General features: G+C 68.1%; 22 protein-coding genes and 1 tRNA gene. 16 read left to right on the forward strand and 7 right to left on the reverse strand.

Annotation, left to right across the window (positions count from 1 at the left end; translation table 11 throughout):
- Window positions 1–13: 13 nt before the first annotated feature.
- Window positions 14–1,018: a LacI family DNA-binding transcriptional regulator gene (locus tag ACI3KS_RS05845; protein WP_404916163.1), complete on the reverse strand. Its 1,005-nt coding sequence runs from the start codon at window positions 1,016–1,018 to the stop codon at window positions 14–16.
- A gap of 280 nt (window positions 1,019–1,298) precedes the next feature.
- Here ACI3KS_RS05845 and ACI3KS_RS05850 point away from each other — a divergent pair, with 280 nt between their 5' ends.
- The 14 genes from ACI3KS_RS05850 to ACI3KS_RS05915 all read left to right on the forward strand — a co-directional run bounded on the left by ACI3KS_RS05850 (window position 1,299) and on the right by ACI3KS_RS05915 (window position 17,610).
- Window positions 1,299–2,624 carry an ABC transporter substrate-binding protein gene (locus ACI3KS_RS05850; protein WP_404916165.1) on the forward strand — a complete coding sequence of 442 codons (1,326 nt, stop codon included), beginning with the start codon at window positions 1,299–1,301 and terminating at the stop codon, window positions 2,622–2,624.
- A 110-nt stretch (window positions 2,625–2,734) separates the two neighbouring features.
- Window positions 2,735–4,072 carry a carbohydrate ABC transporter permease gene (locus tag ACI3KS_RS05855; protein WP_404916167.1) on the forward strand — a complete coding sequence of 446 codons (1,338 nt, stop codon included), beginning with the start codon at window positions 2,735–2,737 and terminating at the stop codon, window positions 4,070–4,072.
- Window positions 4,072–5,043 carry a carbohydrate ABC transporter permease gene (locus ACI3KS_RS05860; protein ID WP_404916169.1) on the forward strand — a complete coding sequence of 324 codons (972 nt, stop codon included), beginning with the start codon at window positions 4,072–4,074 and terminating at the stop codon, window positions 5,041–5,043. Before ACI3KS_RS05855 ends, ACI3KS_RS05860 begins: the two co-directional genes overlap by 1 nt.
- Window positions 5,044–5,175: 132 nt before the next feature.
- Window positions 5,176–6,330, forward strand: a complete 1,155-nt coding sequence (locus ACI3KS_RS05865) for a cystathionine gamma-synthase (protein WP_404916171.1) — start codon at window positions 5,176–5,178, stop codon at window positions 6,328–6,330.
- 157 nt (window positions 6,331–6,487) lie between these two features.
- Entirely contained in the window at window positions 6,488–7,846 is a 1,359-nt protein-coding gene (locus tag ACI3KS_RS05870; protein ID WP_404916173.1) for a multidrug effflux MFS transporter, read from the forward strand.
- Window positions 7,847–7,897: 51 nt separating this feature from the next.
- Window positions 7,898–8,551 carry a phosphatase PAP2 family protein gene (locus ACI3KS_RS05875; protein ID WP_404916175.1) on the forward strand — a complete coding sequence of 218 codons (654 nt, stop codon included), beginning with the start codon at window positions 7,898–7,900 and terminating at the stop codon, window positions 8,549–8,551.
- Window positions 8,552–8,578: 27 nt separating this feature from the next.
- Window positions 8,579–9,181, forward strand: coding sequence for a GNAT family N-acetyltransferase (locus tag ACI3KS_RS05880; protein WP_404916177.1), 603 nt, complete (start codon window positions 8,579–8,581; stop codon window positions 9,179–9,181).
- Window positions 9,182–9,271: 90 nt separating this feature from the next.
- The gene (locus ACI3KS_RS05885) at window positions 9,272–10,486 is read left to right on the forward strand and encodes an ROK family protein (RefSeq protein WP_404916179.1); all 1,215 of its coding nucleotides are present in this window, start codon (window positions 9,272–9,274) and stop codon (window positions 10,484–10,486) included.
- 130 nt (window positions 10,487–10,616) lie between these two features.
- Window positions 10,617–11,969: an extracellular solute-binding protein gene (locus ACI3KS_RS05890; RefSeq protein ID WP_404916181.1), complete on the forward strand. Its 1,353-nt coding sequence runs from the start codon at window positions 10,617–10,619 to the stop codon at window positions 11,967–11,969.
- Window positions 11,970–11,997: 28 nt separating this feature from the next.
- On the forward strand, window positions 11,998–12,909 hold the full coding sequence (locus tag ACI3KS_RS05895; RefSeq protein ID WP_404916341.1) for a carbohydrate ABC transporter permease: 912 nt from the start codon (window positions 11,998–12,000) through the stop codon (window positions 12,907–12,909).
- Entirely contained in the window at window positions 12,909–13,796 is an 888-nt protein-coding gene (locus tag ACI3KS_RS05900; RefSeq protein WP_404916182.1) for a carbohydrate ABC transporter permease, read from the forward strand. The genes ACI3KS_RS05895 and ACI3KS_RS05900 overlap by 1 nt, the downstream gene beginning before the upstream one ends.
- A gap of 39 nt (window positions 13,797–13,835) precedes the next feature.
- Window positions 13,836–16,859, forward strand: a complete 3,024-nt coding sequence (locus ACI3KS_RS05905; RefSeq protein ID WP_404916184.1) for an alpha-mannosidase — start codon at window positions 13,836–13,838, stop codon at window positions 16,857–16,859.
- 80 nt (window positions 16,860–16,939) lie between these two features.
- Window positions 16,940–17,239, forward strand: a complete 300-nt coding sequence (locus ACI3KS_RS05910; RefSeq protein ID WP_404916186.1) for a hypothetical protein — start codon at window positions 16,940–16,942, stop codon at window positions 17,237–17,239.
- A gap of 107 nt (window positions 17,240–17,346) precedes the next feature.
- Window positions 17,347–17,610 carry a hypothetical protein gene (locus tag ACI3KS_RS05915; protein WP_404916343.1) on the forward strand — a complete coding sequence of 88 codons (264 nt, stop codon included), beginning with the start codon at window positions 17,347–17,349 and terminating at the stop codon, window positions 17,608–17,610.
- A 188-nt stretch (window positions 17,611–17,798) separates the two neighbouring features.
- Here ACI3KS_RS05915 and ACI3KS_RS05920 read toward each other — a convergent pair.
- A tRNA-Ser gene (locus ACI3KS_RS05920) sits at window positions 17,799–17,886 on the reverse strand.
- A 74-nt stretch (window positions 17,887–17,960) separates the two neighbouring features.
- Window positions 17,961–18,317 carry a DUF4406 domain-containing protein gene (locus ACI3KS_RS05925; RefSeq protein ID WP_404916188.1) on the reverse strand — a complete coding sequence of 119 codons (357 nt, stop codon included), beginning with the start codon at window positions 18,315–18,317 and terminating at the stop codon, window positions 17,961–17,963.
- A 56-nt stretch (window positions 18,318–18,373) separates the two neighbouring features.
- Between ACI3KS_RS05925 and ACI3KS_RS05930 the strand changes: the two genes are divergently transcribed.
- Both ACI3KS_RS05930 and ACI3KS_RS05935 read left to right on the forward strand, forming a co-directional pair.
- Complete coding sequence (locus ACI3KS_RS05930; RefSeq protein WP_404916190.1) at window positions 18,374–19,108, forward strand: DeoR/GlpR family DNA-binding transcription regulator; 735 nt, start codon at window positions 18,374–18,376, stop codon at window positions 19,106–19,108.
- A gap of 9 nt (window positions 19,109–19,117) precedes the next feature.
- Window positions 19,118–20,008, forward strand: coding sequence for a rhodanese-related sulfurtransferase (locus tag ACI3KS_RS05935; RefSeq protein WP_404916192.1), 891 nt, complete (start codon window positions 19,118–19,120; stop codon window positions 20,006–20,008).
- A 22-nt stretch (window positions 20,009–20,030) separates the two neighbouring features.
- Here ACI3KS_RS05935 and ACI3KS_RS05940 read toward each other — a convergent pair whose 3' ends face one another.
- The 4 genes from ACI3KS_RS05940 to ACI3KS_RS05955 form a co-directional block, all read right to left on the reverse strand.
- Complete coding sequence (locus ACI3KS_RS05940) at window positions 20,031–22,271, reverse strand: transglutaminaseTgpA domain-containing protein (protein WP_404916194.1); 2,241 nt, start codon at window positions 22,269–22,271, stop codon at window positions 20,031–20,033.
- On the reverse strand, window positions 22,258–23,448 hold the full coding sequence (locus ACI3KS_RS05945; RefSeq protein ID WP_404916196.1) for a DUF58 domain-containing protein: 1,191 nt from the start codon (window positions 23,446–23,448) through the stop codon (window positions 22,258–22,260). The genes ACI3KS_RS05940 and ACI3KS_RS05945 overlap by 14 nt, the downstream gene beginning before the upstream one ends.
- A gap of 7 nt (window positions 23,449–23,455) precedes the next feature.
- Window positions 23,456–24,457: an AAA family ATPase gene (locus ACI3KS_RS05950; RefSeq protein ID WP_404916197.1), complete on the reverse strand. Its 1,002-nt coding sequence runs from the start codon at window positions 24,455–24,457 to the stop codon at window positions 23,456–23,458.
- A gap of 89 nt (window positions 24,458–24,546) precedes the next feature.
- Complete coding sequence (locus ACI3KS_RS05955; RefSeq protein ID WP_404916199.1) at window positions 24,547–25,410, reverse strand: hypothetical protein; 864 nt, start codon at window positions 25,408–25,410, stop codon at window positions 24,547–24,549.
- Window positions 25,411–25,423 lie beyond the last annotated feature (13 nt).

Below are 25,423 nucleotides of genomic sequence, written 5' to 3' on the forward strand. Positions count from 1 at the left end.
TGCCCGCCGTCTTTCAGCGTGGGATCGCCGTCGACCCGCGGACGACGAGGGCGGATGCTGCGGACACGTGCTCGATCGGAGCATCCGGGTCGGCCATCCGCCGACTCAGCAGTCGCACGGCCTCGTGCCCCTGGTCGCGCGGTGACTGGTGGATGGTCGTCAACGCGAAGAGCTCGGCGTGCTGGTGATCGTCGATGCCGACGACGCTGAGCTCTGTGGGGACCGCGATGCCGAGCCGCCGAGCCGCGATTATCGCGCCGATGGCGGCCTCGTCGCACACCGCCACGATCGCGGTCGGACGTGTGCGGCGGTCGCCGAGCAGACTCACCGCGGCGGCGTAGCCATCGGGCATGCTCGGTGCGGCACCCGTGATCCGGGCCTGATCCGCGAGGCCCGCTGTTCCCAGAGCCGCGAGGTAGCCGTCGATCCGACGCGAATCGCCGAGGCTCAGCTCGGCCGAGTCCGCCGAGCCGCCGATGAAGGCGATGGAGCTGTGGCCGAGCTCGATCAGATGCTCGGTCGCGATGCGCGCCGCAGCCGTGTCGTCTATCGAGATCGAACTCGACCCCTCGTCGTAGGGGCCGACTCCCACGAGGGGGCTTCCGGTGCGCTGCAGGCGCTCGAGCTCGTGCGCCTGAGGTTGGATGCCGACGGCGATGATGCCGTCGAATCTACGGCGGGCGATGACGCTGGCGAACAGGTTCTCCCTCGTCTGCGAGCCCTCCGGGACCCCGTACAGGGACAGGTCGTAGTCGAGCGCGAACAGCGAGTCCTGGATGCCGGAGAGCAGTTCTGCGAAGAACCAGCGATCGACCGGCGGCATGATCACGCCGACGGTCCGGGTGCGCCCGGTGGCGAGGCTCGTCGCGGACGAGTGCGCGACGTAGGCGAGTTCGTGTGCAGCCCGTTCGACCTTCTCGCGCGTCTCCTCGGAGACGTATCCGTTGCCGCTGAGTGCACGACTCGCCGTCGCCTTCGACACTCCGGCGCGCGCCGCGACGTCAGAGATCCTGCTCATCGGTCCTCCTCGACCCGCAGTCCGGCGCGCGTCCGTGTGCACGCGCGGGAGCCAGCGTAGCGCGTGGAGAACCGATTAGGGAACCGGTTCCACACGAATTTCGCGGGAGCGCTCCCATGCAGAGCCACGATATACCCCGAATGGTTGCGAGCTTGTGATAATCCCGTGTTGTGCCGCGGCCCGCGGAGCAAGTAGGTTGGCCTGGAATCGGTTCCCCATGCGGATGCAGAGAGCGCTCCCACGGGTAGATCGAGAACCGCTCGAAGAGGAGAAAAGAAACATGGCTTTGTCACAGCGATACCGCCTTCTCGCCCCGCTCGCACTCGTGGGTGCGGCGACCCTGGTGCTGGCAGGCTGCACCGAGGCCGGCAGCGGCGACGGAGGAGGCGACTCCAAGACGACCGTCCGCATCTCGGGAGGCATCACCGGCATCGAGGCCGAAGACTTGAACGATACGTTCGCTGACTTCACCGAGGAGACCGGCATCACGGTCGAGTACACCGGCGACAAGTCGTTCGAGGGCAACATCGTCACCAAGGTGACCGGTGGCGACGCCCCCGACATCGCGATCGTCCCGCAGCCGGGTCTGCTGAAGACGCTCGTCGACACCGGCAAGGTCAAGGCCGCGCCCGAAGCCGTCGAGGCCGCCGTCGACGAGAACTGGTCCGCGGACTGGAAGAAGTACGGCACGTTCGACGACACGTTCTACGCGGCACCGATGCTCGCGAACCTCAAGGGCTACGTCTGGTACTCCCCGTCGAGCTTCGCCGAGTGGGGCGTCGAGGTCCCGAAGACCTGGGACGACCTGATCACCCTCACCGATACCATCGTCGAGAAGACCGGCGGCCCCGCCTGGTGCGCCGGCTTCGCGTCCGATGCGGCATCCGGCTGGCCGGGCACCGACTGGATCGAGGACCTCGTGCTCCGTCAGTCCGGCGCCGACGTCTACGACAAGTGGGTCGACGGCGACGTGAAGTTCACCGACCCCGAGATCAAGGACGCGTTCGACGCGGTCGGATCGATCCTGCTGAACCCGGACTACGTCAACGCCGGCTACGGCGATGTGAAGAGCATCAACTCGACCGCGTTCGGTGATGTCGCGGCCGCCGTTGCGGACAAGAGCTGCGCTCTGACCCACCAGGCGTCGTTCCTCTCGGCGAACTTCCTCGACGTGCAGACGGCCGAGGGCGAGACCCCAACCGTCGCTCCCGACGGCGACGTGTACGCCTTCATCCTCCCCGGCATGACCGAGGGTGAGCTCCAGGTCGAGGGTGGCGGCGAGTTCGTCGCCGGCTTCTCCGACGACGAGGCCACGCAGAAGGTCCTCGAGTTCATGGCATCGCCCGAGTTCGCTGACGCACGCGTCAAGCTCGGCGGCGTGATCTCGGCCAACAAGAACGCCGACGCGAGCCTCGCCTCCAGCGAGTTCCTCCAGGAGGCCATGGAGATCATGCAGGACGACTCGACCGTCTTCCGCTTCGATGCATCGGACCTGATGCCGTCGACGGTCGGCTCGGGCTCGTTCTGGAAGGGAATGGTCGACTGGGTCGACGGCAAGGACACCGACACGGTGCTCTCCGACATCCAGGCCGGTTACGAGAACTGATCGAGCCCCGCTCGATCACATGAGCTGAACGGGGTCGGGCTCTCCAGCCCGACCCCGTTCAACCCATTCACAGTGCTCGGATACGACGCCGTATCCAGAAGGGGGTTCCCATGTCGCAAGTGACCGTCGAAAAGCCTGTCAAGGCCGACGCACCCGTGACGACGCACGGGGTCGATGAGAAGGGGCGGAGGCTCACTCAGGTCGTCGTCGCCGTCGGCTTCATCATCGTGGTCGCACTCGCGCTGCTGCTGGTCTTCACCGGTTCGACCGAAGAGTCCGGTCGCGTGACGATCGGCTTCTCGCTCAACAGCTTCTTCATCTTCCTCGGTGGGTTGAGCCCGTTGCTCCAGATCCCGATCGTCCTCGTGGCGTTCGGAGTCGTGGTGGCGATCCTGCTCGTGCTCATCGAGTACGCTCCGCGGCCGGGGCGCGGCTACTTCATCATGCGCCTGGTCGCCTGCCTGGTGATCCCGGTGCTGGCGTTCCTGCTGCTGCGTCCGTACGCCAACGCGGTGCTCTACGTCGTGGCGATCGCCCTGCTCGTCGGCGCACTGCTGTTCTTCGCCGACTACCGCTCACGCCAGGGTGCCGGCTACCTGTTCCAGCTGATCCTGTTCATGGCGCCCGCGTCGATCATGCTGCTGCTCGGCCTGATCTATCCGGCGGTGTCGACGTTCTTCAAATCGTTCTTCGACAAGACCGGCACGGACTTCGTGTGGTTCGAGAACTACTACTGGGTGTTCACGAACCCGACGGGTACGGCATCCGTCATCAACACGCTCATCTGGGCGATCCTCGCGCCGGTGATCTCGGTCGGCATCGGTCTCGCCTATGCGGCCTTCATCGACCGGGCACGCGGCGAGAAGTTCCTCAAGGTGCTCGTGTTCATGCCCGTCGCGATCTCGTTCGTCGGCGCCGGCATCATCTGGAAGTTCATGTACGACTACCGCCAGGGCGACCAGTTGGGTCTGCTCAACGCGATCGTCACCGGTGTCGGCGGCGACCCCGTGAACTGGCTCGCCGTCAAACCGCTCATCAACACGTTCATGCTGCTGATCGTCTTCATCTGGACTCAGACCGGGTTCGCGATGGTGATCCTCTCTGCGGCGATCAAGGCGGTCCCGGTCGAGCAGATGGAGGCCGCCGAACTCGACGGCACGAACGCCTGGCAGCGCTTCCGCAACGTCACTGTGCCCGGCATCCGCTCCTCGCTGATCGTCGTGCTCACCACCATCACCATCGCCTCGCTGAAGGTCTACGACATCGTCGCCGTCATGACCGGCGGCCGCGATGACACCACCGTCCTCGGCTTCGAGATGGTCAACCAGCAACAGCGGTTCCAGAGCTACGGGCACTCGTCGGCGCTCGCCGTCGTGCTGTTCCTGTTCGTGCTGCCGCTGATCATCTACAACGCCCGATCGATGGCCAAGCAGAGGGAGATCCGCTGATGAGTGCAACGCAGGCCGTCGTCGCCGCAGACAACCGCACCGCGCGCCAGGTCGCGCGTGACACCCGCCGCAACGAGGCGATCGCCCACAAGAAGCTCACCTCGAAGGGCGCGACGCTCGCCGCGGCCATCATCGCGCTCTTCTGGACGATCCCGACTTTCGGCCTGTTCGTCACCTCGTTCCGACCGGGTGCGGACACCCAGTCGACCGGATGGTGGACAGCCTTCACGAACCCGAAGTTCACACTGGACAACTACATCCAGGCGCTGAGCTCGGGCGGCACCTCGACCACCCTCGCCTCGGCGTTCGTGAACTCGCTCGCGATCACGATCCCCGCGACGGTCTTCCCGATCGTGCTCGCCTCGCTCGCCGCGTACGCGTTCGCCTGGATCGACTTCAAGGGTCGCAGCATGCTGTTCGTGTTCGTGTTCGCGCTGCAGATCGTGCCGCTGCAGATGGCACTCGTACCGCTGCTGAGCCTGTTCTCGGACGGACTCGTGATCAACGGGGTGCCGATCTTCCCCGGCTTCGGTCTCAACGAGGTGCAGTACAGCTTCGCCCGCGTGTGGATCGCGCACGCGATCTTCGCGCTGCCGCTGGCGACGTTCATGCTGCACAACTTCATCTCGGAGATCCCGGGTGAGGTCGTCGAGGCCGCCCGTGTGGACGGCGCCGGTCACGGTCAGGTGTTCTTCCGGATCATCCTGCCGCTGGCGATGCCGGCGATCGCATCCTTCGCGATCTTCCAGTTCCTGTGGGTGTGGAACGACCTGCTGGTCGCGACGATCTTCGCCTCGCCAGGCGCGTTGCCGATCACGCAGGCGTTGAACTCGTTGTCGGGTACGTGGGGCAACAAGTGGTTCCTGCAGTCGGCGGGTACGTTCATCTCGATCATCGTCCCGCTGATCGTGTTCTTCGCTCTGCAGCGCTTCTTCGTGCGCGGTCTGATGGCCGGCGCGACGAAGGGCTGAGCGTTCGAAGAACGGACGGCGGATGCCGCGGCCCGCACGGGTCGCGGCATCCGTCGCTCCACGCCGCGACGCCGCTGTCGTCGGGCGTCACACACGGGCGCCGCGCGAAGCGGCCGACGTAGGCTGAGAGGCATGTCCGACCACGCATTCGCCACTCGAGCCATCCACGCGGGCCAGGCGCCCGACCCGACGACGGGGTCGATCATCCCGCCGATCTATCAGGCCTCCACGCATGTGCAGGACGGTATCGGCGGATTCCGTGAGGGCTACGAGTACAACCGCGCGGGAAACCCCACGCGCACCTCGCTCGAGGTGCAGCTCGCGGCTCTCGAGGGGGGAGCGAGCGCACTCTCGTTCGCATCCGGCCTCGCCGCCGAAGACGCCCTTCTGCGCGGCATCCTGAAGCCCGGCGACCACGTGCTGCTCGGCAACGACGTCTACGGGGGAACCTACCGACTGCTGACCCGGGTGCTTGCGCCCTGGGGCATCGAGACGACCACGGTCGAGCTCTCCGACGCGGATGCGGTGCGCGCCGCACTGCGCCCCGAGACCCGCATCGTCTGGCTGGAGACCCCCAGCAACCCACTGCTGAAGATCGTCGACATCGCCGCCATCGCCGACATCGCGCACGCGGCCGGGGCCGTGCTCGTCGTCGACAACACCTTCGCCTCGCCCGCGCTGCAGCAGCCGCTGTCTCTCGGCGCCGACCTCGTCGTCCATTCGGCGACCAAGTACCTCGGCGGACACTCCGACGTGCTCGGCGGCGCCGTCGTGTTCGGCGACGACCGGTTCTTCGAGCAGGTCAAGTTCCAGCAGTTCGCGGTGGGCGCCGTCTCGGCTCCGCTCGACGCCTGGCTCACGACCCGCGGCATCAAGACCCTCGCGGTGCGGGTGCGCCAGCACTCCGCGAACGCGCAGGCCGTCGCGGAGTGGGCGGCGAGCCGCCCCGAGTTCGAGACCGTGTTCTATCCCGGCCTCGCCTCGCACCCCGGGCACGAGATCGCTGCGGCGCAGATGAGCGGATTCGGCGGGATGCTCTCGCTCGCGCTCGCCGGAGGAGCGGATGCCGCGCGCGCCTACGTCGCGTCGACCGAGGTCTTCCAGCTCGCCGAATCCCTCGGCGGGGTCGAGTCGCTCATCAGCTACCCGCCGGACATGACGCACGCGTCCGTGCGCGGCACGGCGCTCGCGGTGCCCGAGAACGTCGTGCGCCTCTCGGTCGGCATCGAGGACGCCGACGACCTGATCGCCGACCTCGAATCGGGACTCGCGCGCATCGCACGCTGAGCACCCCAGGGATCGAGCTGCTGACGTCCTGCGCACGGATTCGTGCGCAGGACGTCCTCTTTTCGCCCCTCGGCGGGCCAGTGCCAGGCGCTAACATGGAGGTTCCCGCTCTCGAATCGATTCGAGAGCGAATCCCCCTCCGAGCCTGAAAGTTCCCGTGCCTGACGCGCCCCGCACCGACTCCGTCCCGACGACCCCCGAACGCCCGTTCACCGGCAGCATCCGCATCCCGCCGTCGACCGGGGCGATCCGCACTCTGGGATCGAACCCGGCCACCGCGCCGATCATGCTGCACCCCGGCGATTCGATCTCGAACGGGCGCCGTCTGCTCTACATCATCGTGCTCGGGGCGCTCACGGCTCTCGGGCCGTTCACGATCGACCTGTATCTACCTGCCTTCCCGGTGCTGGAGGAGGACTTCCAGACCACTGCAGCGGCCATCCAGTTGACCCTCACCGGGACCATGATCGGCTTCGCGCTCGGTCAGCTCGTCGTGGGGCCGCTCAGCGACAAGATCGGTCGGCGCGTCCCGCTCATCGTCGTCACCGCTCTGCACGTGGTGGCGAGCATCGCGGCTGCGGCCGCGCCCACTCTCGAACTGCTCAGTGTCGCCCGCGTCTTCATGGGCGTCGGCGCCGCCGCGGGCGGTGTGGTCGCGATGGCGATCGTGCGCGACCTGTTCGGCGGCAAGCGTCTGGTCGTCATGCTGTCTCGACTCGCGCTCGTGTCGGGCGTCGCGCCCGTCGCCGCGCCGCTGATCGGATCCTGGCTGCTCACGCTCATGCCGTGGCGGGGCATCTTCATCTTCCTCGCCTGCTATGCGGTCGTCATGCTGCTGTCGACGGTCCTCTTCATCCCGGAGACCCTGCCCGCGGCTCGCCGTCAAGATCGCGGGGGCGCGACGATCCTGCAGCGGTACCGCTCGGTGTTCTCAGATCGGGTCTTCATCGGCGTGCTCATCATCGGCGGCATGAGCTTCTCGGGTCTGTTCTCCTATCTGTCGGCATCCCCGTTCCTGTTCCAGCAGACGCACGGGCTCGACGCGCAGCAGTACGGTCTGCTGTTCGCGGTGAACTCGCTGGGCGTGGTCAGCGGCGTGCAGTTCGCCTCACGTCTGGCTGCGCGCTTCGGACCGCAATGGATCCTGGCGTTCTCCACCGCCGGCCTGTTGCTGGCGGGCACCGCCATCATCGTCACCGATCAACTCGGACTGGGTCTGTGGGGCACGGTCATCCCGTTGTTCCTGTTCATGACCTCGTGCGGTTTCACGATGCCGAACGTGCAGGTGCTCGCTCTCGACCGGCACGGCAAGGCCGCCGGTACCGCAGCCTCTGCGATCGGTGCGACGAACTTCGGTGTCGCCGGTCTCATCTCGCCGGTGGTCGGCTGGATCTCGAAGGGGGCGGGGATCACCGCGACGACGATGGCCGCGGTCATGGTCGGGTGCGCGATCATCGCGGTGCTGGCTCTGTGGTTCATCGTGCGCCCGCGCACGGTCGACATGCTCACTCCCTGAGCTGTGCGCGGGTCGCCGCCGTTCCCCTTCGGCCTCGGTGAGAATGGACGGATGACGAGACGCGCGCTGCTGTGGTGGGGGATCGGTCTGCTCGCCGCCGGCGTCGTGCTCGGGGTCGGTCTCGGGCTGGGCCTCAGCGAGCCGACCGGCTTCGACGCCGGGTGGAACTCCTTCGTCGGCGAGCATCGCCGCGACGCGATGGTGGACTTCGCCCTCGTTCTCAACGTGATCGGCGGGGGATGGGTGGCCATCCTCGTCGTGCCACTCATCGTGATCGCGGGTCTCGTGCTCGCCCGACGTTGGCGTGCCGCGGTGTTCGCCGCCGCGTGCTTCCTCGCGAGCGCTGGCGTGGTCCAGGTGCTCAAGAACGTGATCGGACGAGCGCGGCCCGACGACATGATCGTCTCCAGCGACTTCGGGTCGTTCCCCTCCGGGCACACCGCGAACGCGGCCACGGTGGCGCTGGTGCTCTGGCTGCTGTTCCCCCGGGTCTGGGTCGCGATCACCGGAGCGCTCTGGATCATCGCGATGGCTCTCTCGCGCACCTTCCTCTCGGTGCACTGGATCACCGACACGATCGGCGGGGCGCTGCTCGGGGCAGCCGTGGTCCTGCTGCTCGGCGCCTGGCTGCTGCCCTGGGCGCGGGGGCGGCGCGGGCTCGATCCGGCGGAGCGGGTTCTCCCCGGCGGTGCGCCGCTAGGCTGAGCGACGCCCCGTTCGAAGGAGTTCCGAGTGGCCGTCATCCGTTCCTATCGCCCCGCTGATCGCGCCGCGCTGTCGGAGATCTGCCTACGGACGGCGGATGCCGGAGGCGATGCCACCGGCATCCTCACGGACGACGCGCTCTGGGGTGATCTGTTCGCGGTGCCCTATGCCGAACGGCATCCGGATCTCGCCTGGATCGTCGAGTCCGACGACGGACGTGCGATCGGCTACCTCGTCGCGACCGACGACACGGATGCCTTCTATGCCTGGTTCCGGGATGCCTGGTGGCCGCGATTCCACGAGACACGGCCCCGTCCGGCGGCGCCGCGCACGAGGGAGCAGCATCTGATCGAGTACGGCTGGAGCCGCGGCCCCGGCGTCGATCGCGACGCCCGTGCGTATCCGGCGCACCTGCACATCGATCTGTTGCCCGAGACACAGGGCCAGGGTCTCGGTCGGCGACTCATCGAGACACTGTTCGACGAACTCCTTCGTCGCGGTGTGACGGGCCTGCATCTGGGCATGGACCCCGCGAACGAGGGGGCGGCGGTGTTCTACGAGAGGCTCGGGATGCAGCGGCTCGTGGCTCCGGAAGGAGAGCTGGTCTTCGGCGTGCGGTTCGACGCGTGAGCGCGCGGCAGATCGCGGGTTTGACCGCCCGGCACCGTGCCGGGATCATGAGGGTGGATGCGCCGACGGCGCCCGGGTGAGGAGTGGGACATGCAGCGAGGGTCGAACCTCCCAGCTGTCGGCGTCTACAACCAGGCGCTCGTGTTCGATCTCATTCGACGCTCCGACGAGGGCCTCAGTCGCAGCGAACTCGCAGAACGTACCGGACTGTCGACCCAGACCCTGAGCAACGTCACGCGACGGCTCGCGAACGAAGGGCTGATCGAAGAGGTCGGCAAGGTCATCTCAGGCCCCGGAAAGCCCCGCACTCTGCTGGCACTGCGGCCGCACTCGCGCTTCGCGGTCGGCGTGCACCTCGATCCCGCGGTCGACACGATCGTCGTCGTCGATGCGGCGGGCGAGGTCGTCGCCCGTGCTGAGCGGGTTCCCGACGCCCCGGATGCCTCACCGGGTGAGCTCGTGGGGCGGATCGGAGAGGGCGTGCGCTCGCTCATCGTCGACGCCGACCTTCCCCGCGACCTCGTGCTCGGGGTGGGCGTCGCCGCCCCCGGGCCTTTCGACAGGGAGGCGGGCCGATTGCTCGACCCGCCGCTGCTGCCCGCCTGGCACGGCGTTGCCGTGCGCGACGAGCTCTCGCGCGCCACGGGCCTGCCCACCCTGCTCGAGAAGGACGTCGTCGCCACGGTCGTGGGGGAGCAGTGGTTCGATGCCGAGCACGAGCTCGCCGATGCGATGTTTCTCTACTACGGAGCCGGCCTCGGCCTCGGCCTGTCGGTGTCCGGTGCGCCCGTGCACGGACGCACCGGCAACGCCGGGAACATCGCGCACATCGTCGTCGATCCCGATGGACCGCTGTGCGAGTGCGGATCGCACGGCTGCATCGGCGTGGTGATGGAGGCAGGGGTGCTCCTCGCGCAGGCCGAGACGCCTTCGACCGGCGGGGCATCGGGCGACGCGACCTCGCAGCTCGAGCGGCTGTCCGCGCTCGCCGCGGAGGGCGACCGGGGGATTCTCGCTGCTCTGGAGAGCGCCGGTCGGCATCTCGCGACCGCCATCGTCGAAGTGAACAACCTTCTCGATCTCGGCATCGTCGTGCTCGGCGGGCCTGCCTGGTCACGGCTCGGCGACCGTCTCTTCCCCGTGCTCGATCACTGGGTGCGCACGACGGCGGTGAGCACGTCGACCGAGCCCGTGCACCTGCGGCAGTCGCGGATCGGGGCCGATTCCACCGCTGTTGGAGCGGCCTGTCTGGTGCTCGATGAGGCGCTCACCGCGCGGACGTCGCAGCTCATGATCCGCGGCTGAGCCGCGAGACGATCCCATAGAGTTCCGTGACGGAACCGTTACAATCAGCTCTTCCCGTATTTATCCCATTTGATAGGGTTATCCGACGAAAGGCCTCAACAGCGAGGTCTCATGCAAAGGAGCAAGGCAGATGCGAACGAAGCCACTCGCCGCCATCGGGACGATCGCCATCGGCGCCGTAGTCCTCTCGGGATGCGGTGCGTCCGGAGAATCGGAGACGTCCGACAGCGGAGACCGCACGATCACCGTCGCGTACCAGAAGACCTCGGCGTTCCACCAGCTCGATGACCTGTTCCAGAAGGTCAAGCCCGAGTTCGAGGCCGCGAACCCCGGTGTGACGGTGAACCTGCAGCCGATCGAGTCCGAGGACGAGTACTTCACCAAGCTCGCGCTGATGAACGGCTCACCCGACACCGCACCTGATGTGATCTACGAAGACACGTTCCAGCTGCGCTCCGACGCTGCGGCCGGCTATCTTCTCCCGATCGACGACTACCTCGCCGACTGGGACGACTGGGACCAGTTCTACGATGCGGCCAAAGAAGCCGGGCTCGGCGGCGACGGCAGCACGTACGGCATCTCGATGGGCACGGACACCCGTGCGATCTACTACAACAAGGAGATCTTCGCCGCCGCAGGGCTGCCGACCGACTGGCAGCCGGAGTCCTGGCAGGACATCATCAACGCCGCACAGGCAGTCAAGGCGTACAACGCGGACCTCATCCCGCTGAACATCTACGGCAGCAAGAGCGCAGGTGAGCAGACCTCGATGCAGGGCCTCGAGATGCTGCTCTACGGCACCGAATCGACGCTGTACGACGCCGACTCCGACAAGTGGATCGTGGGATCCGAGGGGCTGACCGACTCATTCGGTTTCTACGACACGCTGTACCAGGAGGGGCTGGCGACTCCGCTGGACCTCGCTCTCGACTCCACGATCGGTAGCCGCGTCTCGACCGAACTGCTGCCCGAGGGCCAGCTCGCGATGGCGATCGACGGCTCCTGGCTGCCCGGCGGCTGGATCAGCGGTGACGGTGCCTGGGACGGCTGGGAGGACACGATCGGCCTCGCCAAGATGCCGACCCAGGATGGCAGCGACCCTGGCTTCACCTCGATGTCGGGTGGCTGGACCCTCGCCGTCGGGTCGCAGACGAAGCACCCGCAGACCTCGTTCGACTTCATTGCGATGGCTCTGAACCAGGAGAACTCGCTCAAGTACGACACGGAGAACAGCCAGATCGCGGTCCGCGAGGACGTCGCCACCGATGACGCCTACCTCTCGTACAACCCGACGTTCGCGTTCTTCTCGGACCTCGTCCAGTACACCCACTTCCGCCCGACGACGCCGGACTACTCGCAGATCACCAGCGCGCTGCAGCAGGCCACGGAATCCGTGATCACCGGAGACGCGACGCCGGAGGAAGCGGCAAAGACCTACGACGACGCTCTCACCCAGATCGTCGGCGCGGACAACGTCGAGTAGGACTCACGCGGTGACCTCTGCACCCGCAATGCGCGACCTGGCCCCGGTGGCATCCGGGGCCGGGCCGCGCACCCGCCGACGGAACCTGTTCCGTTCCGTCCCCCTCGTGCCCGCCGTCGTGCTGCTGGCGGTGTTCCTGCTGGGGCCGATCATCTACGCGATCTGGGGATCCCTCACGAACCGCGCGCTCACCGGTTATCGCGCTGCGAAGCCCGAGTTCGTCGGGCTCGACAACTACTTCGCGCTCTTCACGGATCCGAACTTCTGGACCGCGCTCGTCCTCACCGTGGTGTTCGTCCTGTTCTCAGCCATCATCGGCCAGAACGTGCTCGGCCTCGGCGTCGCCGCGATCATGCGCGTCGGCTCGAAGACCGTGAACAGTGCGGTCGGTGCCCTCATCGTCGTGGCCTGGGTGATGCCCGAGATCGTCGCGGCCTTCGCGCTCTACGCCTACTTCTCGAAGGACGGCACGCTCAACGCGCTGCTCGGATCGATCGGCGTCCCCGCGGTGTCGTGGCTCGTCGAGTATCCGATGTTCGCGGTCATCCTCGCCAATGTGTGGCGCGGCACCGCGTTCTCGATGCTCGTCTACGGTGCAGCCCTCAACGAGGTGCCGCCCGAGGTCATGGAGGCCGCGCAGATCGACGGCGCCAACGCCGGGCAGCGCTTCTTCCTGATCACGCTGCCGATGATCCGCCGCTCCATCTCGACCAACCTCATGCTCACGACTCTCCAGACGCTCGGCACGTTCGGGCTGATCTGGGTGATGACCAAGGGCGGGCCCGGGGTGTCCAGCTCGACGCTGCCCGTGCTCGCCTATCAGGAGGCGTTCCAGTACTCGCAGATCGGCTACGGCACCGCGATCGCCGCCGTGACGCTCGTGCTCGGTGCGATCTTCGCGATCTTCTACATCCGCATCCTCAAGCCGGAGGTCGACTGATGACCGCCACTGAAGCACTCGTCCGTCCGAACACGAAGGCGGCCAGGCGTCCTTCGGTCGCTTCGCCGTCGAAGCGCCGCTCGTCCTGGCTCGCCAACATTGTGCTCATCGTGATCGGGGTGATCTTCCTCGTGCCGATCGCCTGGATCGTCTTCTCGTCGGTCTCACCGTCGGCGACGGTGTCGATCTCGGTGCCGGAGAGCCTCACCCTCGACAACTTCGTCTCGGTTTTCGACTGGTCGCTCACCCTACTGCCGCTGTGGAACTCCGCGCTGATCTCGTTCGGCACGGGCCTCATCACGGTGCTCGTCGGTGTGCTCGCGGCTTATCCGCTCTCGAGGCACAACTCGCGGTTCCAGCGCGGGTTCATGTACTCCGTGCTGTTCGGCTCCTGCCTCCCGATCACCGCGATGATGGTGCCGGTCTACGCACTGTTCGTGCAGCTGAAGATGCTCGACTCGCAGGTCAGCGTGATCCTCTTCATGGCCGCCACCTCGTTGCCGATGGCGATCTGGATGCTGAAGAACTTCATGGACTCGGTGCCCGTCTCGCTCGAAGAGGCCGCGTGGGTCGATGGAGCGTCGGCCATGCGCGCGCTGTGGACCATCGTCCTCCCACTCATGCGCCCCGGCATCAGCGTCGTCTTCATCTTCGTGTTCACGCAGGCATGGGGGAACTTCTTCGTCCCGTTCGTGCTGCTGTTCAGCTCGGAGAAGATGCCGGCCGCGGTCGCGATCTTCACGTTCTTCGGCAACCACGGTGCGGTCGCGTACGGGCAGCTCGCCGCGTTCGCCGCGCTGTATTCGGTGCCTATCCTCGTCCTGTACCTGCTCGTGCAGCGCCTGTCCGGGAGCAGTTTCGCGCTGGCCGGCGGCGTCAAGGGCTGACCCCGCATCCCCACATCCTCGATTCAGAAAGCTCTATACATGCACGACCGCACTGCACTCATCGAGATGCGCATCGATCGATTCATCCGCGAACGTCTTCGTCCAGCGCGACACCGGCTGAGCCATCCGCTCGAGGTAGCCGCCTGGGAGGTGCCCGGCGAACCGGTGCCCTTCTCGGATGCCGTCGCAGCGAGTTACACGCCCACCGCGGTCGGCTCCCCGTGGGGGCGGCCGTGGGGCACGACGTGGTTCCGCGTCACCGGGGCGGTACCTTCGGGATGGCGCACCGAATCCGGTGATCTCCCGAGCGGCACTCGCGCCGAGCTGCTCGTCGACCTCGGTTTCACTGCGGGGCAGAGCGGCTTCCAGGCCGAGGCGCTCGTATGGGGTCTCGACGGCGCTCCGATCAAAGGCATCTCGCCGTTCAACAATGCGGTCGCCGCTGCGGTGCAGGCCGACGGGAGCATCGACGTCCTGCTCGAAGCAGCATCCAATCCCGACGTCGGCAGCATCTTCACCTTCGATCCGACCGACGTCGGCGACCCGGTCACCGCAGGCACCGACCCGATCTACGTGCTGCGCACCGTGGACGTCGCGTTGCGCGATCTGACGGTGGAGGCGCTGCTCGATGACACGATCGTGCTCCGCGGGCTCGTCGCCGAGCTCGATCCTGGTTCACCGCGCCGCGCCGAGATCGTGCAGGCGCTGGATCGGATGATCGACCTGGTCGACCCGCACGATGTGGCAGGGACGGCGGCCGAGGGGCGTGAGGCGCTGCACGAGGTTTTGGCGAGTCCGGCGCACGCGAGCGCCCACGTGCTGCACGCCGTCGGTCACGCTCACATCGACTCCGCGTGGCTGTGGCCGGTGCGCGAGACCGCGCGCAAGGTGTCGCGCACGTTCTCGAACGTGCTCTCGCTGCTCGACGAAAACCCCGACGTGGTGTTCGCGAGCTCCTCGGCTCAGCAGTTCGCGTGGATCAAGGAACGGTATCCGGAGATCTGGGAGCGTCTCGTCGAACGCGTCCGCGAGGGGCGCTTCGTTCCTGTCGGCGGCATGTGGGTCGAGTCCGACACGAACATGGTCGGGGCCGAGGCTCTCGCTCGACAGCTCGTCGAGGGCAAGGGATTCTTCCTGCGCGAGTTCGGCATCGACACCCCCGAGGTGTGGCTGCCCGACTCCTTCGGGTACAGCGGCGCGCTCCCGCAGATCATCAAGGCGTCGGGCTCGAAGTGGTTCCTCACACAGAAGATCTCGTGGAACGAGACGAACCGGATGCCGCACCACACCTTCCTCTGGGAGGGGCTCGACGGCACACGGGTGTTCACGCACTTCCCGCCAGTGGACAAGTACAACTCCGACGCCTCGCAGGCCGATCTCGCACACGCGCAGCGGAACTTCCAGGACAAGGGGCGTGCCCGCGTCTCGCTGCTGCCGTACGGCTACGGAGATGGCGGCGGTGGACCGACCCGGGAGATGGCCGCCCAGGTCGAGCGCGCGAGCTCGCTCGAGGGCTCTCCGGTGGCGCGGCACTCCACGCCACGGGACTTCTTCGAACAGGCCGAGGCCGAGTACCCGTCTCCGGAGGTATGGAGCGGCGAGCTCTACCTTGAGTTCCATCGCGGCACGTACACGAGTCAACTTGGCACCAAGCAGGGCAACCGCCGCAGCGAGCATCTGCTCCGTGAAGCCGAGCTGTGGGCCGCGACGGCATCCGTGCGGACCGGCCGCGCCTACCCTGCTGCCGATCTCAAGCGCCTCTGGCAGCTCGTGCTGTTGCAGCAGTTCCACGACATCCTGCCGGGGTCGTCGATCGCCTGGGTGCATCAGGATGCGGAGCGCAACTACGCGGCGATCGCGGTGGAACTCGAGCAGATCATCGCCGATTCGCTGCGAGCGCTCGTGGGCGAGGGCTCGCGCAGCCTCATCGCAAACGCGGCGCCCCACGGCCACGCCTCGGTCGGCGCGCTGGCGATCGGCGAGGCGGATGCCGTCGCTCCGGTCGAACCGGTCGCGCTGGATGGTGAGTTCGTGCTCGACAACGGACTCGTTCGCGCACAGGTCGACCCGCGGGGTGTCCTGACCTCGATCATCGACCTGGCCAGCGGTCGCGAGGTGGTCCCGCCCGGACAGCTCGCGGGTCTCTTCCAGCTGCATCGGGACACGCCGACGCAATGGGACGCGTGGGACATCGATGTGCACTATCGGCGCAACATCACCGACCTGCTCGACGTCGACGGCATCGAGATCCGGGACGGCGCCGTCGTGATCACCCGCTCGTTCGGACGGTCGACGGTGGTGCACAGCATCCGGCTCGACGAGGGTTCGCGCACGCTGAAGCTCGCGATCGACGTCGACTGGCACGAGCGGCAGAAGCTGCTCAAGCTCAGCGTCCCGGTCGACGTGCACACCGATCACGCGGCGTCCGAGATCCAGTTCGGTCACATCGTGCGTCCGACGCACACGAACACCTCGTGGGATGCTGCGCGTTTCGAGACCGTCGCGCACCGGTGGGTGCGGGTGGGGGAGAGCGACTTCGGCGTCGCGGTGACGAACGACTCCACGTACGGACACGACATCACCCGGCACCCGCGCGAGGAGGGCGGCACCTACTCGACCGTGCGGCTTTCTCTCGTCCGGGCGGCGCTGTTCCCCGACCCGCAGCAGGATCAGGGCCAGCATCATCTCGAGGTGGGCATCGTGGTCGGCGGCGAGCTCGTCGACGCGATCGCCGAGGGATATCGGACCAATCTCGCCGAGCGCCGCATCGAGGGCGCCGATGACGTTCAGCCGCTCCTCGCGATCGACCACCCGGGTGTCGTCGTCGAGGCGGTGAAACTCGCCGAGGATGGCAGCGACGACGTGATCGTCCGTCTCTACGAGGCCCTCGGACGCCGTGCCGAGGCGCGCGTCGCCATCGGATTCGACAGCGCTCCGGCGCAGGAGGTCGATCTGCTTGAGCGCGGGATCGAGCAGGCGGCGATCGTGGGACAGGATGCCGACGGCGTTCGGCTGTCGCTGCGTCCGTTCCAGCTGGTCACGCTCCGCCTGCCGCGAGCCTGAGCCACCGCGCGAAAGGGTGCGCCTGATCCGCCACGACGGGTCGGGCGCACCCTCGCCGTAGGCAGGGCTAATGTTCGGGTATGGGAAGACTCGAGTACAACAGTTCGCGACCGCCGATCGAGATCGACGACGCGACGCTCGCTCATCTGAAGATCGTCATCGGAACGAAACTGCGCCGCCAAGAGGCGTTCATCATGACCTGGCTGCCGACCGACGGCAAGGGTGACGGACGGCTGAGCGCGTGGATCCATCCCAGCATCCCGCTGGTCTTCGGCTTCGACGAGGTGCGCCTGCCCGCCATCGATGCCACGCGCATCACGAAGATGATGGAGGCGCTCAACGCGCACGGCGAACTGCTCATCGAGTCCTCGCCGTCCTGACGATGTGGGCCGCGTCGGCCTCGTACCTGAAGCGGACAGGAATGGCAAGCGACTGGAGATGTCGTCGCCGCGGTGGCTAGCGTGACACCATAAAGCCGGTGAAGACGATGGTGCAGTCCCAGGTGTCGATCGACGGCGAGAGCTTCCTCCTCGCGCAGGACCAGGATCTCGATGGCCTCCGTCGTAGATTCGAAGAGGCGTCGGCGAGCACCGGCCGCTTCGTGGACTTCGTGGTCGTCGGCAACCGCTCCGTCGCCGCGCTGATCACGGCGACATCCCGGGTGACGATCAGCGTCTCGACCGTGCAGTTCGATTCTCGCGGCACAGGAGACACCGACTTCCCCTTCGGGGGTCATTGCGACCTGATCTGAGCCGATGGGGTCCGTATCGTCCCGGACTCAGCCGAACCGCTCTCGCGTCTGGGGGTCGTACAGACGGAAGCCGAGCGGATGTAGCGGTGACGGCGGGACTCCGCGCTTCGCTGCGCTCAGGGCTCCCCGAATCCCCAGCGTCGGATAAACGTCAAACGGCCCCCGCTTCGCGAGGGCCGTTTGACGTTTGGCGGTGACGGCGGGATTCGAACCCGCGGTTGCTTGCACAACACACGCTTTCCAAGCGTGCTCCTTCGGCCGCTCGGACACGTCACCAGGGAACAACCTGAACAGTCTATCCGATCGCCGGACCGCCTCGTGACACCGGCCGCGGACGCCCGCCGCCGAGGTCAGGCCGCCGGCACCTCGTCGATCGAGAAGTAGACGGGCAGGCCGCGTTCGCGGGCGATCCGCACATCGGTGTCGGCGCCGGTGGACTCGCCGGGCAGTCGCAGCACGGCATCGCAGTGCTGCAGCAGACGTGCGGCCGTGTCGTACATGACGTCGGTCTCGGCAGCCTCGGCATCGGACATGCCGCGCAGGACGGGGAGTGCGACCCACTCGCCGATCATCGGCACATGGCCGAGGCGATGCAGAGGGGCCGCGGCCTCCTCGAGGCGCGCGAGGTTGCGGGCGATCGCGTCGGGGTCGCCACCCGTGCCAGAACGGTAGGGTCCGGCGGTGAGAATGAGAAGTGGTGTGCTCATGTCGAACACTGTAGCGTTAACCATGCAAGAACGTGAAAGAACAGGAAAGAGTCGGAATGCTCGGTGTGCAGCGCAAGGACCATCTGCTCGGACTCCTCGCGTCGCAGGGAAGGGTGGTCGCCAAAGAGGTCGCCACCGAGCTCGGCGTCTCCGAGGACTCGATCCGACGCGACCTCCGTGAACTCGCGGACGCCGGGCTCTGCATCCGCGTGTACGGGGGCGCCCTCCCGGTACCGCCGGCCGACGCGCCACTGGAGCAACGAGCGACGGTCGCCACCGACAGCAAGCAGCGGGTCGCCGCGGCGGCCGTGCGGCTGATCGACCGCGGGAGCACGATCGTCCTGGACGCGGGGACGACGACCCTCGCGATGGCACGGATGCTGCCGCACGGAGCCGACCTCACGGTCATCACCCCGAGCCCGGCCGTTGCGCTCACGGCTATGGAGCACTCCCGTGCCCGCGTCCTGATGATCGGTGGCGAGCTGCACCGGCACTCGGGTGTCGCCGGGGGAGCGCTCGCACTGGAGGCGATCTCGCGCCTCGCGGCCGACAGGTTCTTCCTCGGGGTCACCGGCATCGATCCCGAGCACGGCCTCACGACGGGCGAACTCGACGACGCGGTCACCAAGCGGGCACTCGCGGCGCGCTCGGTCGAGACCTTCGTGCTCGCGAGCGCCGAGAAGATCGGCGCGGTATCGCGCTTCCCGGTGCTGCGACTCGACGAGATCACCGGGGTGATCGCCGACCCCGACGACGTCAGCCCGCTCATCGCCTCCCTGCACACCGCGTAAAATCCTGGGGTGGCAACACCCAAGATCATCCTCTTCTACGCCTTCACTCCGCTCGCTGACCCCGAGGCGATCCGGCTGTGGCAGCGCGAGCTCGGCGAGTCGCTCGGCCTACGCGGACGTCTGCTGATCTCGTCGGCCGGCATCAACGGCACCCTCGGTGGCGATGTCATCGCGCTGAAGAAGTGGGTGCGCCGTTTCCGCGAGTATGCGCCGTTCAAGAACACCGACATCAAATGGAGCGAGGGCACGGGGGTGGATGCCGACGGCCGCAGTCTCGACTTCCCCAAGCTCAGCGTGAAGGTGCGCGACGAGATCGTGTCGTTCGGCGCTCCCGACGAGCTGAAGGTCGATGAGAACGGCGTGGTCGGAGGGGGCACCCGGCTGAGCCCCGAAGAACTGCACGAGTTGATCGACGAACGCGGCGACGACGTCGTGTTCTTCGACGGACGCAACTCGCTCGAGGCGCAGATCGGTCGCTTCAAGAACGCGGTCGTGCCCGACACCGAGACCACCCGCGACTTCGTCCGCCTGCTCGACTCGGGGATGTACGACGATCTCAAGGGCAAGCCGGTCGTGACCTACTGCACGGGCGGGATCCGATGCGAGGTCCTCTCGAGTCTGATGACCGCACGCGGATTCGGCGAGGTGTATCAGCTCGAGGGCGGAATCGTCCGCTACGGCGAGAAGTACGGCGACGACGGACTGTGGGAGGGCTCGCTCTACGTCTTCGACAAGCGTCGGTCGACGGACTTCTCCGACCACGCCGCCGTCATCGGCGAGTGCGCAGGGTGCGGGGCGTCGACCAACCGCACCGCGAACTGCCCCGACCCGTCGTGCCAGTCGCAGTCGGTCGCGTGCGAGACCTGCGACGCCGTGCCCTGCCGGGTGCACGCGGCCTGATGCCGGACGGTCCGAGCGCCCGCTACACGCGCAGCGGAGCGTCGGATGCTCGTGCCACGACCAGCGACAGGGGCAGCAGCCGCGCCTGTACCCGCCGCCGTCCGTCGACAGTGCGGCGGATCTGGCGCAGCACCTCGTCGAGCGCGTCGGCGACATCGGTCGACGCTGCCTCTCGTGCATAGACCGCGTGCTCGACGGCATCCGTCAGTCGACGCATCGCCGCGGGGTCCACACTGCGCTCGCTGACGAGGGCGGCACCGCGTGCCCTGACGGAGTCGGCATCCGACATCGGCAGCTGCAGATCGATGAGGGTCGCCCTGAGCTCGCTCCACGCGGACGCCGGGTCCCCCCGGCGTGCGCGGCGACGGCGTGCCGTGCCGGCGACGAACCGGATGAGGGCGGGAAGCAGCAGGACCAGGAGCGCGCCGACGACGATGAGGGCGACGGGCGCCGAGTCGAGGCGGCGCTGCTGGGCGCCGCTGTCGGTGTTGTCGCCCGCGTCGCCCCGCTCGATCTCGGGCGCTGCGCTCGCCTCGGTCTCGGGCGCCGCGCTCGGAGCGGTCGATGCGGAACCGCCCGTCCCGCCGCCGATCGTCGCCGAGGTCGTGAAGGCCGTCGGCACGCCCAGGGAGGCGGTCGGCTCGAACGGCACCCAGCCGATGCCGGGGAACAGAACCTCCGGCCAGGAGTGCAGCTGATCGCTGGTCACCGAGAACACCGTCTCCTCGCCGCGCTTCTCCTGCGTGCGGGTGCCGGGGAGATAGCCGACGACGATCCTCGTCTCCATGCCCATGCTCTGCGCCATGAGGGCGAACGCCCCGGCGAAGTGCACGCAGTAGCCCGAGCGCACCTCGAGGAACCGTGCGACGGCGTCCGCCCCCGTGCCATCGAAGTCCTCTTCGACCGGCGTCTCGAGCGAGTACGTGAACGCGCTGCGGAACCACGACTGCAGAGCGATCAACCGGTCGTAGTCGCTCTCGGCGTCGGCGGTGACCTCGGCGGCTGTCGCGCCGATGATCTCGGGCAGCTCGACGGGCTCCTCGTCGGGATCGACCGTGACCGGCGCGGCGGTGAGCGACCTGATCTGCTCCAGCGAAGGAGTGATCCTCGTCGACGAGACGGTGTAGTCGTTGCCGACGGCGTCCGCGCTGCGCGAGACGACCGTGCGGTTCTCGGGCATCACCCGCCACGCGGTGCCCACTCCGGACATCTCGGTGGCGGGATAGGGCACGGGGAGCCACGAGCTCGACATGCGCAGGATGCGGATCGAGGTCTGCACGTCCTTGACCGCGACCTCCTCACCCCAGTCCGCGGGGCCGAATCCTTCGCTCACGGACTGCAGATCTCCTCGGTCGGGCTGCCAGATCCGGCCGTTGAAGTGCGACAGGGTCGTGAGGCGCAGGTAGGGGGCGGCGTCTCCGGCGGTGGCGAGCGTGAGCACCTCGACGGGATGCGGCTGGCGCAGGTCGTCGCCGAGCCGGAGCGAGGCGTCGACGGTGACACCGACACCGGTGCCGGCGAGCGTCGCCGACACCGGAACCATCGGGGCCACCACCAGGGCGGCGGCGACGGCGGCAGCACCCACCGCGACGGCGACGGTCGACGAGGTGCGGCGGGGCGACTCCGGATGCCGTCGTGCCGTCGCCCGGAACAGGACGAGCACTGTCACGCCGAGTACCGCGAACCACACGACATCGACGCCGCTGACGGTCACGATCATCGGTACCGCGCCGACGGCGGCCACGAGAACACTCGCGAGTACCGCCCCGCGCTGAACGAGGAGCTGGTCGAGCAGCACGGCGACTATCGCGAACCCGCCGCCCAGCGCGAGTCGGAGACCGGGGGTGCTGTCGAGCGGCGCCGAGCCGAACACGATCTGCTCGCCCGCTGACGAGAGCAGCGTGCTGAAGAGCGACACCGTCGTCGGTGTCGGGATGACTCCGAACAGGGCGGTGTCGCCGGCGACGAGGGCGGTGAGCGCACCGCCGGCGGTCAGGATCTGGGCGAGCATCGTGACGAGTTCGCGTGCCCAGGCGGGGCGGCGCCGCAGCAGCGTGCGCGCGGCGATGCCGACGAGCGCGACCACGATCGCGACCGCGATGACGGCGAACGACCACGCGCCCGGCGAGATCACCGCGGTGTACGGCCAGGCCGCGACCAGTGCGGCACCGGCGGCGAGGGCGCCCGTGCGCAGAGGCTCCTGACGCTCATCCTCCCCGCTCCGCCACGACAACAGGGCGGGGCGCTTCTCAGCGCGCGGCATCCGGAGCACCCCCTCGCTCGGGGAGGGCGCGTTCCCAGGCCTCGGCGACGTCGTCACCGAGGCGGGCCAGATGCCAGCCGTGCGGTTCGACCGTCGCGGTGACGCCTTCACCCGGTCCGGTGGCGAAGAGCAGCGGCACCGCGGCCCCCGACGGCCGCAGCCGCTCGGCGGCAGCCTCATCGAGCGCACCGGTCACATAGACGAGGGGGCCAGGCGGATTGCCGGCGACGAGGGCGGCGAGGTCGCGCGAGGTGCCCCGCGGCGCGACCGAGGCGAGGGCGACGAGCATGGTCTCGCGATCGTCCTCATGTCCGCGCAGCGTACCCAGGAGCGTGCCGGCGCTGTCGATCACATCGACGCCGTATCCCTCGTGCATGAGGTGGACGGCAGCAGAGGCGCACAGCGAGACCGCGGTCTCGAACGCGGGGTCCGCCTCGCCGTCTGGTGTGCGCCACCGGTCGGCGCTGCGATCGAGCACGACGAGGGCGTCGGGACTGGACTCCTCCTCTTCCTGACGCACCATCAACTGTCCGCGGTGCGCGCTGGCGCGCCAGTGTATGCGGCGCATGGAGTCCCCGGGGACGTAGCGGCGGGGGGAGAGGTTGTCGGCCCCCTGGCCGAGCCTGCTCGAGGAGGTGTGGGCGGTGCCGCCTGCCGCGCCCACGCGGACGCTGAGCGGCATGAGGGCGAAGACCTCGGGCACGACCGTGACCGTGCGCGTGTCGCCGAACGCCTGTTCGCGCTGCGCGAGGCCGAACGGGTCGACCGTGCGCAGCACCAGAGGTCCGATCTGCCAGACGCCGCGGCGGACCCCCGTGATCGGGTACGAGAGCCGGCCGTCGGGCGGCGGGAACTCTCCGGACGCGTCCCCGGAGACGGCGTCGGGCAGCACATCCCGCCACAGACCCCGCGGAGTGCGGAGCGACCGCAGATCGAGACGTACGGCGACCCTCGAGGTCTCGGAGACCGTGAGCAGATCGGTCGAGATCTGACGGGCGACCGTGCCCGACCGACGCGGCAACCGCACCGACAGTACAGAGAAGCAGGTCAGTGCGAGCAGCAGGATGCCGACGTGGATGAGCACCGGGGCGGCGACGAGGTTGGCGGCGACGAGGCAGCCGAGACCGGCGAGGAGCGCACCCGTTCCTCGAAGCGTGAGGGCTCGCCGCGGACGCATAGGATCCTCAGGCCCGGGCCTGGACGGGAACGCGCACCCGGTCGATGATCTGTCGCAGCGCGGTCTCGATGGGCTGGGCGCCGAAGCGGTTCGCGCCGCGGGCGGGCAGCAGGCGGTGGGCGAACACCGGGATGAGCAGGTCGGCGACGTCATCGGGGATCACGAAATCGCGCCCGTCCAGCGCCGCCCACACCTTTGCGGAGCGGATCAGCTGCAGGGTCGCGCGCGGACTCGCGCCGAGGTGCAGGCTGGGGTCGGAGCGGGTCGCCTGAGCGAGCGCCACCGTGTACTCCTCGATCGCAGGGGCGACGTGCACGGCGCGCGCCCAGGCGATGAGCTCGGCGATCGATGCGGCGTCGGCGACAGGAGAGATGTCGGCGAGCGGGTTGACGACGTCGCGCTGGCGGATCATCAGCGCCTCGGCCGCGGCATCCGGATACCCCATCGAAATGCGCATCATGAACCGGTCGCGTTGCGCCTCGGGGAGTGCGTAGGTGCCCTCCATCTCGAGCGGGTTCTGGGTCGCGACGACGAGGAACGGTTCGGGGAGCGGATGCGTGGATCCGTCGACCGTGACCTGGCGCTCCTCCATCGCCTCGAGCAGCGCCGACTGCGTCTTGGGGGAGGAGCGGTTGATCTCGTCGGCGATCACGATGTGTGCGAAGACGGCGCCGGGTTTGAACTCGAACTCGCGGTCGACGGGGTTGTAGACGCTCACACCGGTCACGTCTCCGGGCAGCAGATCCGGGGTGAACTGGATGCGTCGGACGGTGGCGTCGACGCTCGCCGCGAGCGCCCTGGCCAGCATGGTCTTGCCCACGCCCGGCACGTCCTCGATCAGCAGGTGGCCCTCGGCGAGGAGGCAGACGAGAGCACTGCGCACGGCATCCGGCTTGCCGTCGATGACACGGCTCACGGAGCGGATGATCTCGTCGGTGCGCGCGGCGAACTGCTCGGCGGTGATGGTGGCGGTGACGGTCGTCGTGATGGCCGTGGAGTTGTCAGGCATGCGTACCCTCTCGCGAGCGCGACTGTGCGCGTGATCCGATCGTAACTTGACGGATGCCGCGCGGGAGCGCATCCGCCCGACTCGACTCCTCAGCCCCAGGTGCGGGCGCGGGCGTCCGTCGGGTCGAGGCGGCCCTCGGCGCTGCGGGCCACGCGCAGCAGGGCGAGCCCCTCGGGGCCGCGGAGCTCGATCAGGTCGCACGGACCGACCGCTTGCTCCCAGTGCCCTGCGAATCCTTCGGCGTCGGCGCGTCGGCGCGCGATCGCCCGTGGCACCGGCAGCAGCGTCCGCCCCGGCGAGAGGCGATCGGCGATGCGATCCACGAGCGGCGTCCGACGGGCGCCGCCGCGGTCGACGCGCAGCAGGAACCGCGGAGTCCGCACCGGCGAGAACAGCTCCTCGACGGCATCCGCGATCAGACGTCGCTCGGTCGGCGTGCCGCCCATCTCGATGCGTACCCGAGCATCGTCGTCCGGCAGCGCTCGGATCGCGGCTTCGTCGACAGGTCCGAGGCGTCCTGCATCGTGCAAGGCCCGTGAGATCGCGACCGTCGCGCGCCGGTAGACCTCGGCAGGTCGGCGTCGATCGCGCAGCGCGGAGATGAGAGCGGGCAAGGCGGATGCGGTGGCAGCTGCGGCTCCGACCGCGAGAGCGATGCCGACGCCCATCGGGGGAGTGAGCGGAACACTCGAGAGCGCGGCGACACCGCCGAGCACCGCGCCACCGATCGCCGTGCCGCCGGCGAAGACCGGGACCGCCCGCGTCCGTGCGTTCGACGCCGAGAGCAGCAACGGCGCGGTTCGCGTGCCGTGCACGACGACGCTCTCGCGTTCGGTCGCAGAGTACGGTTCGCCCACACGCCACTGCTCCCTGGTCTGCGATCTGGTCGCGCGACTCGCGTGCAGCACTGCCTCGATGCCGTCGATCGTCGCCGCTACGTGCTTCTCCTGCACCGCCCGCAGAGCG

This window comes from Microbacterium sp. ZW T5_45, assembly GCF_044987415.1.
GTDB lineage: Bacteria > Actinomycetota > Actinomycetes > Actinomycetales > Microbacteriaceae > Microbacterium.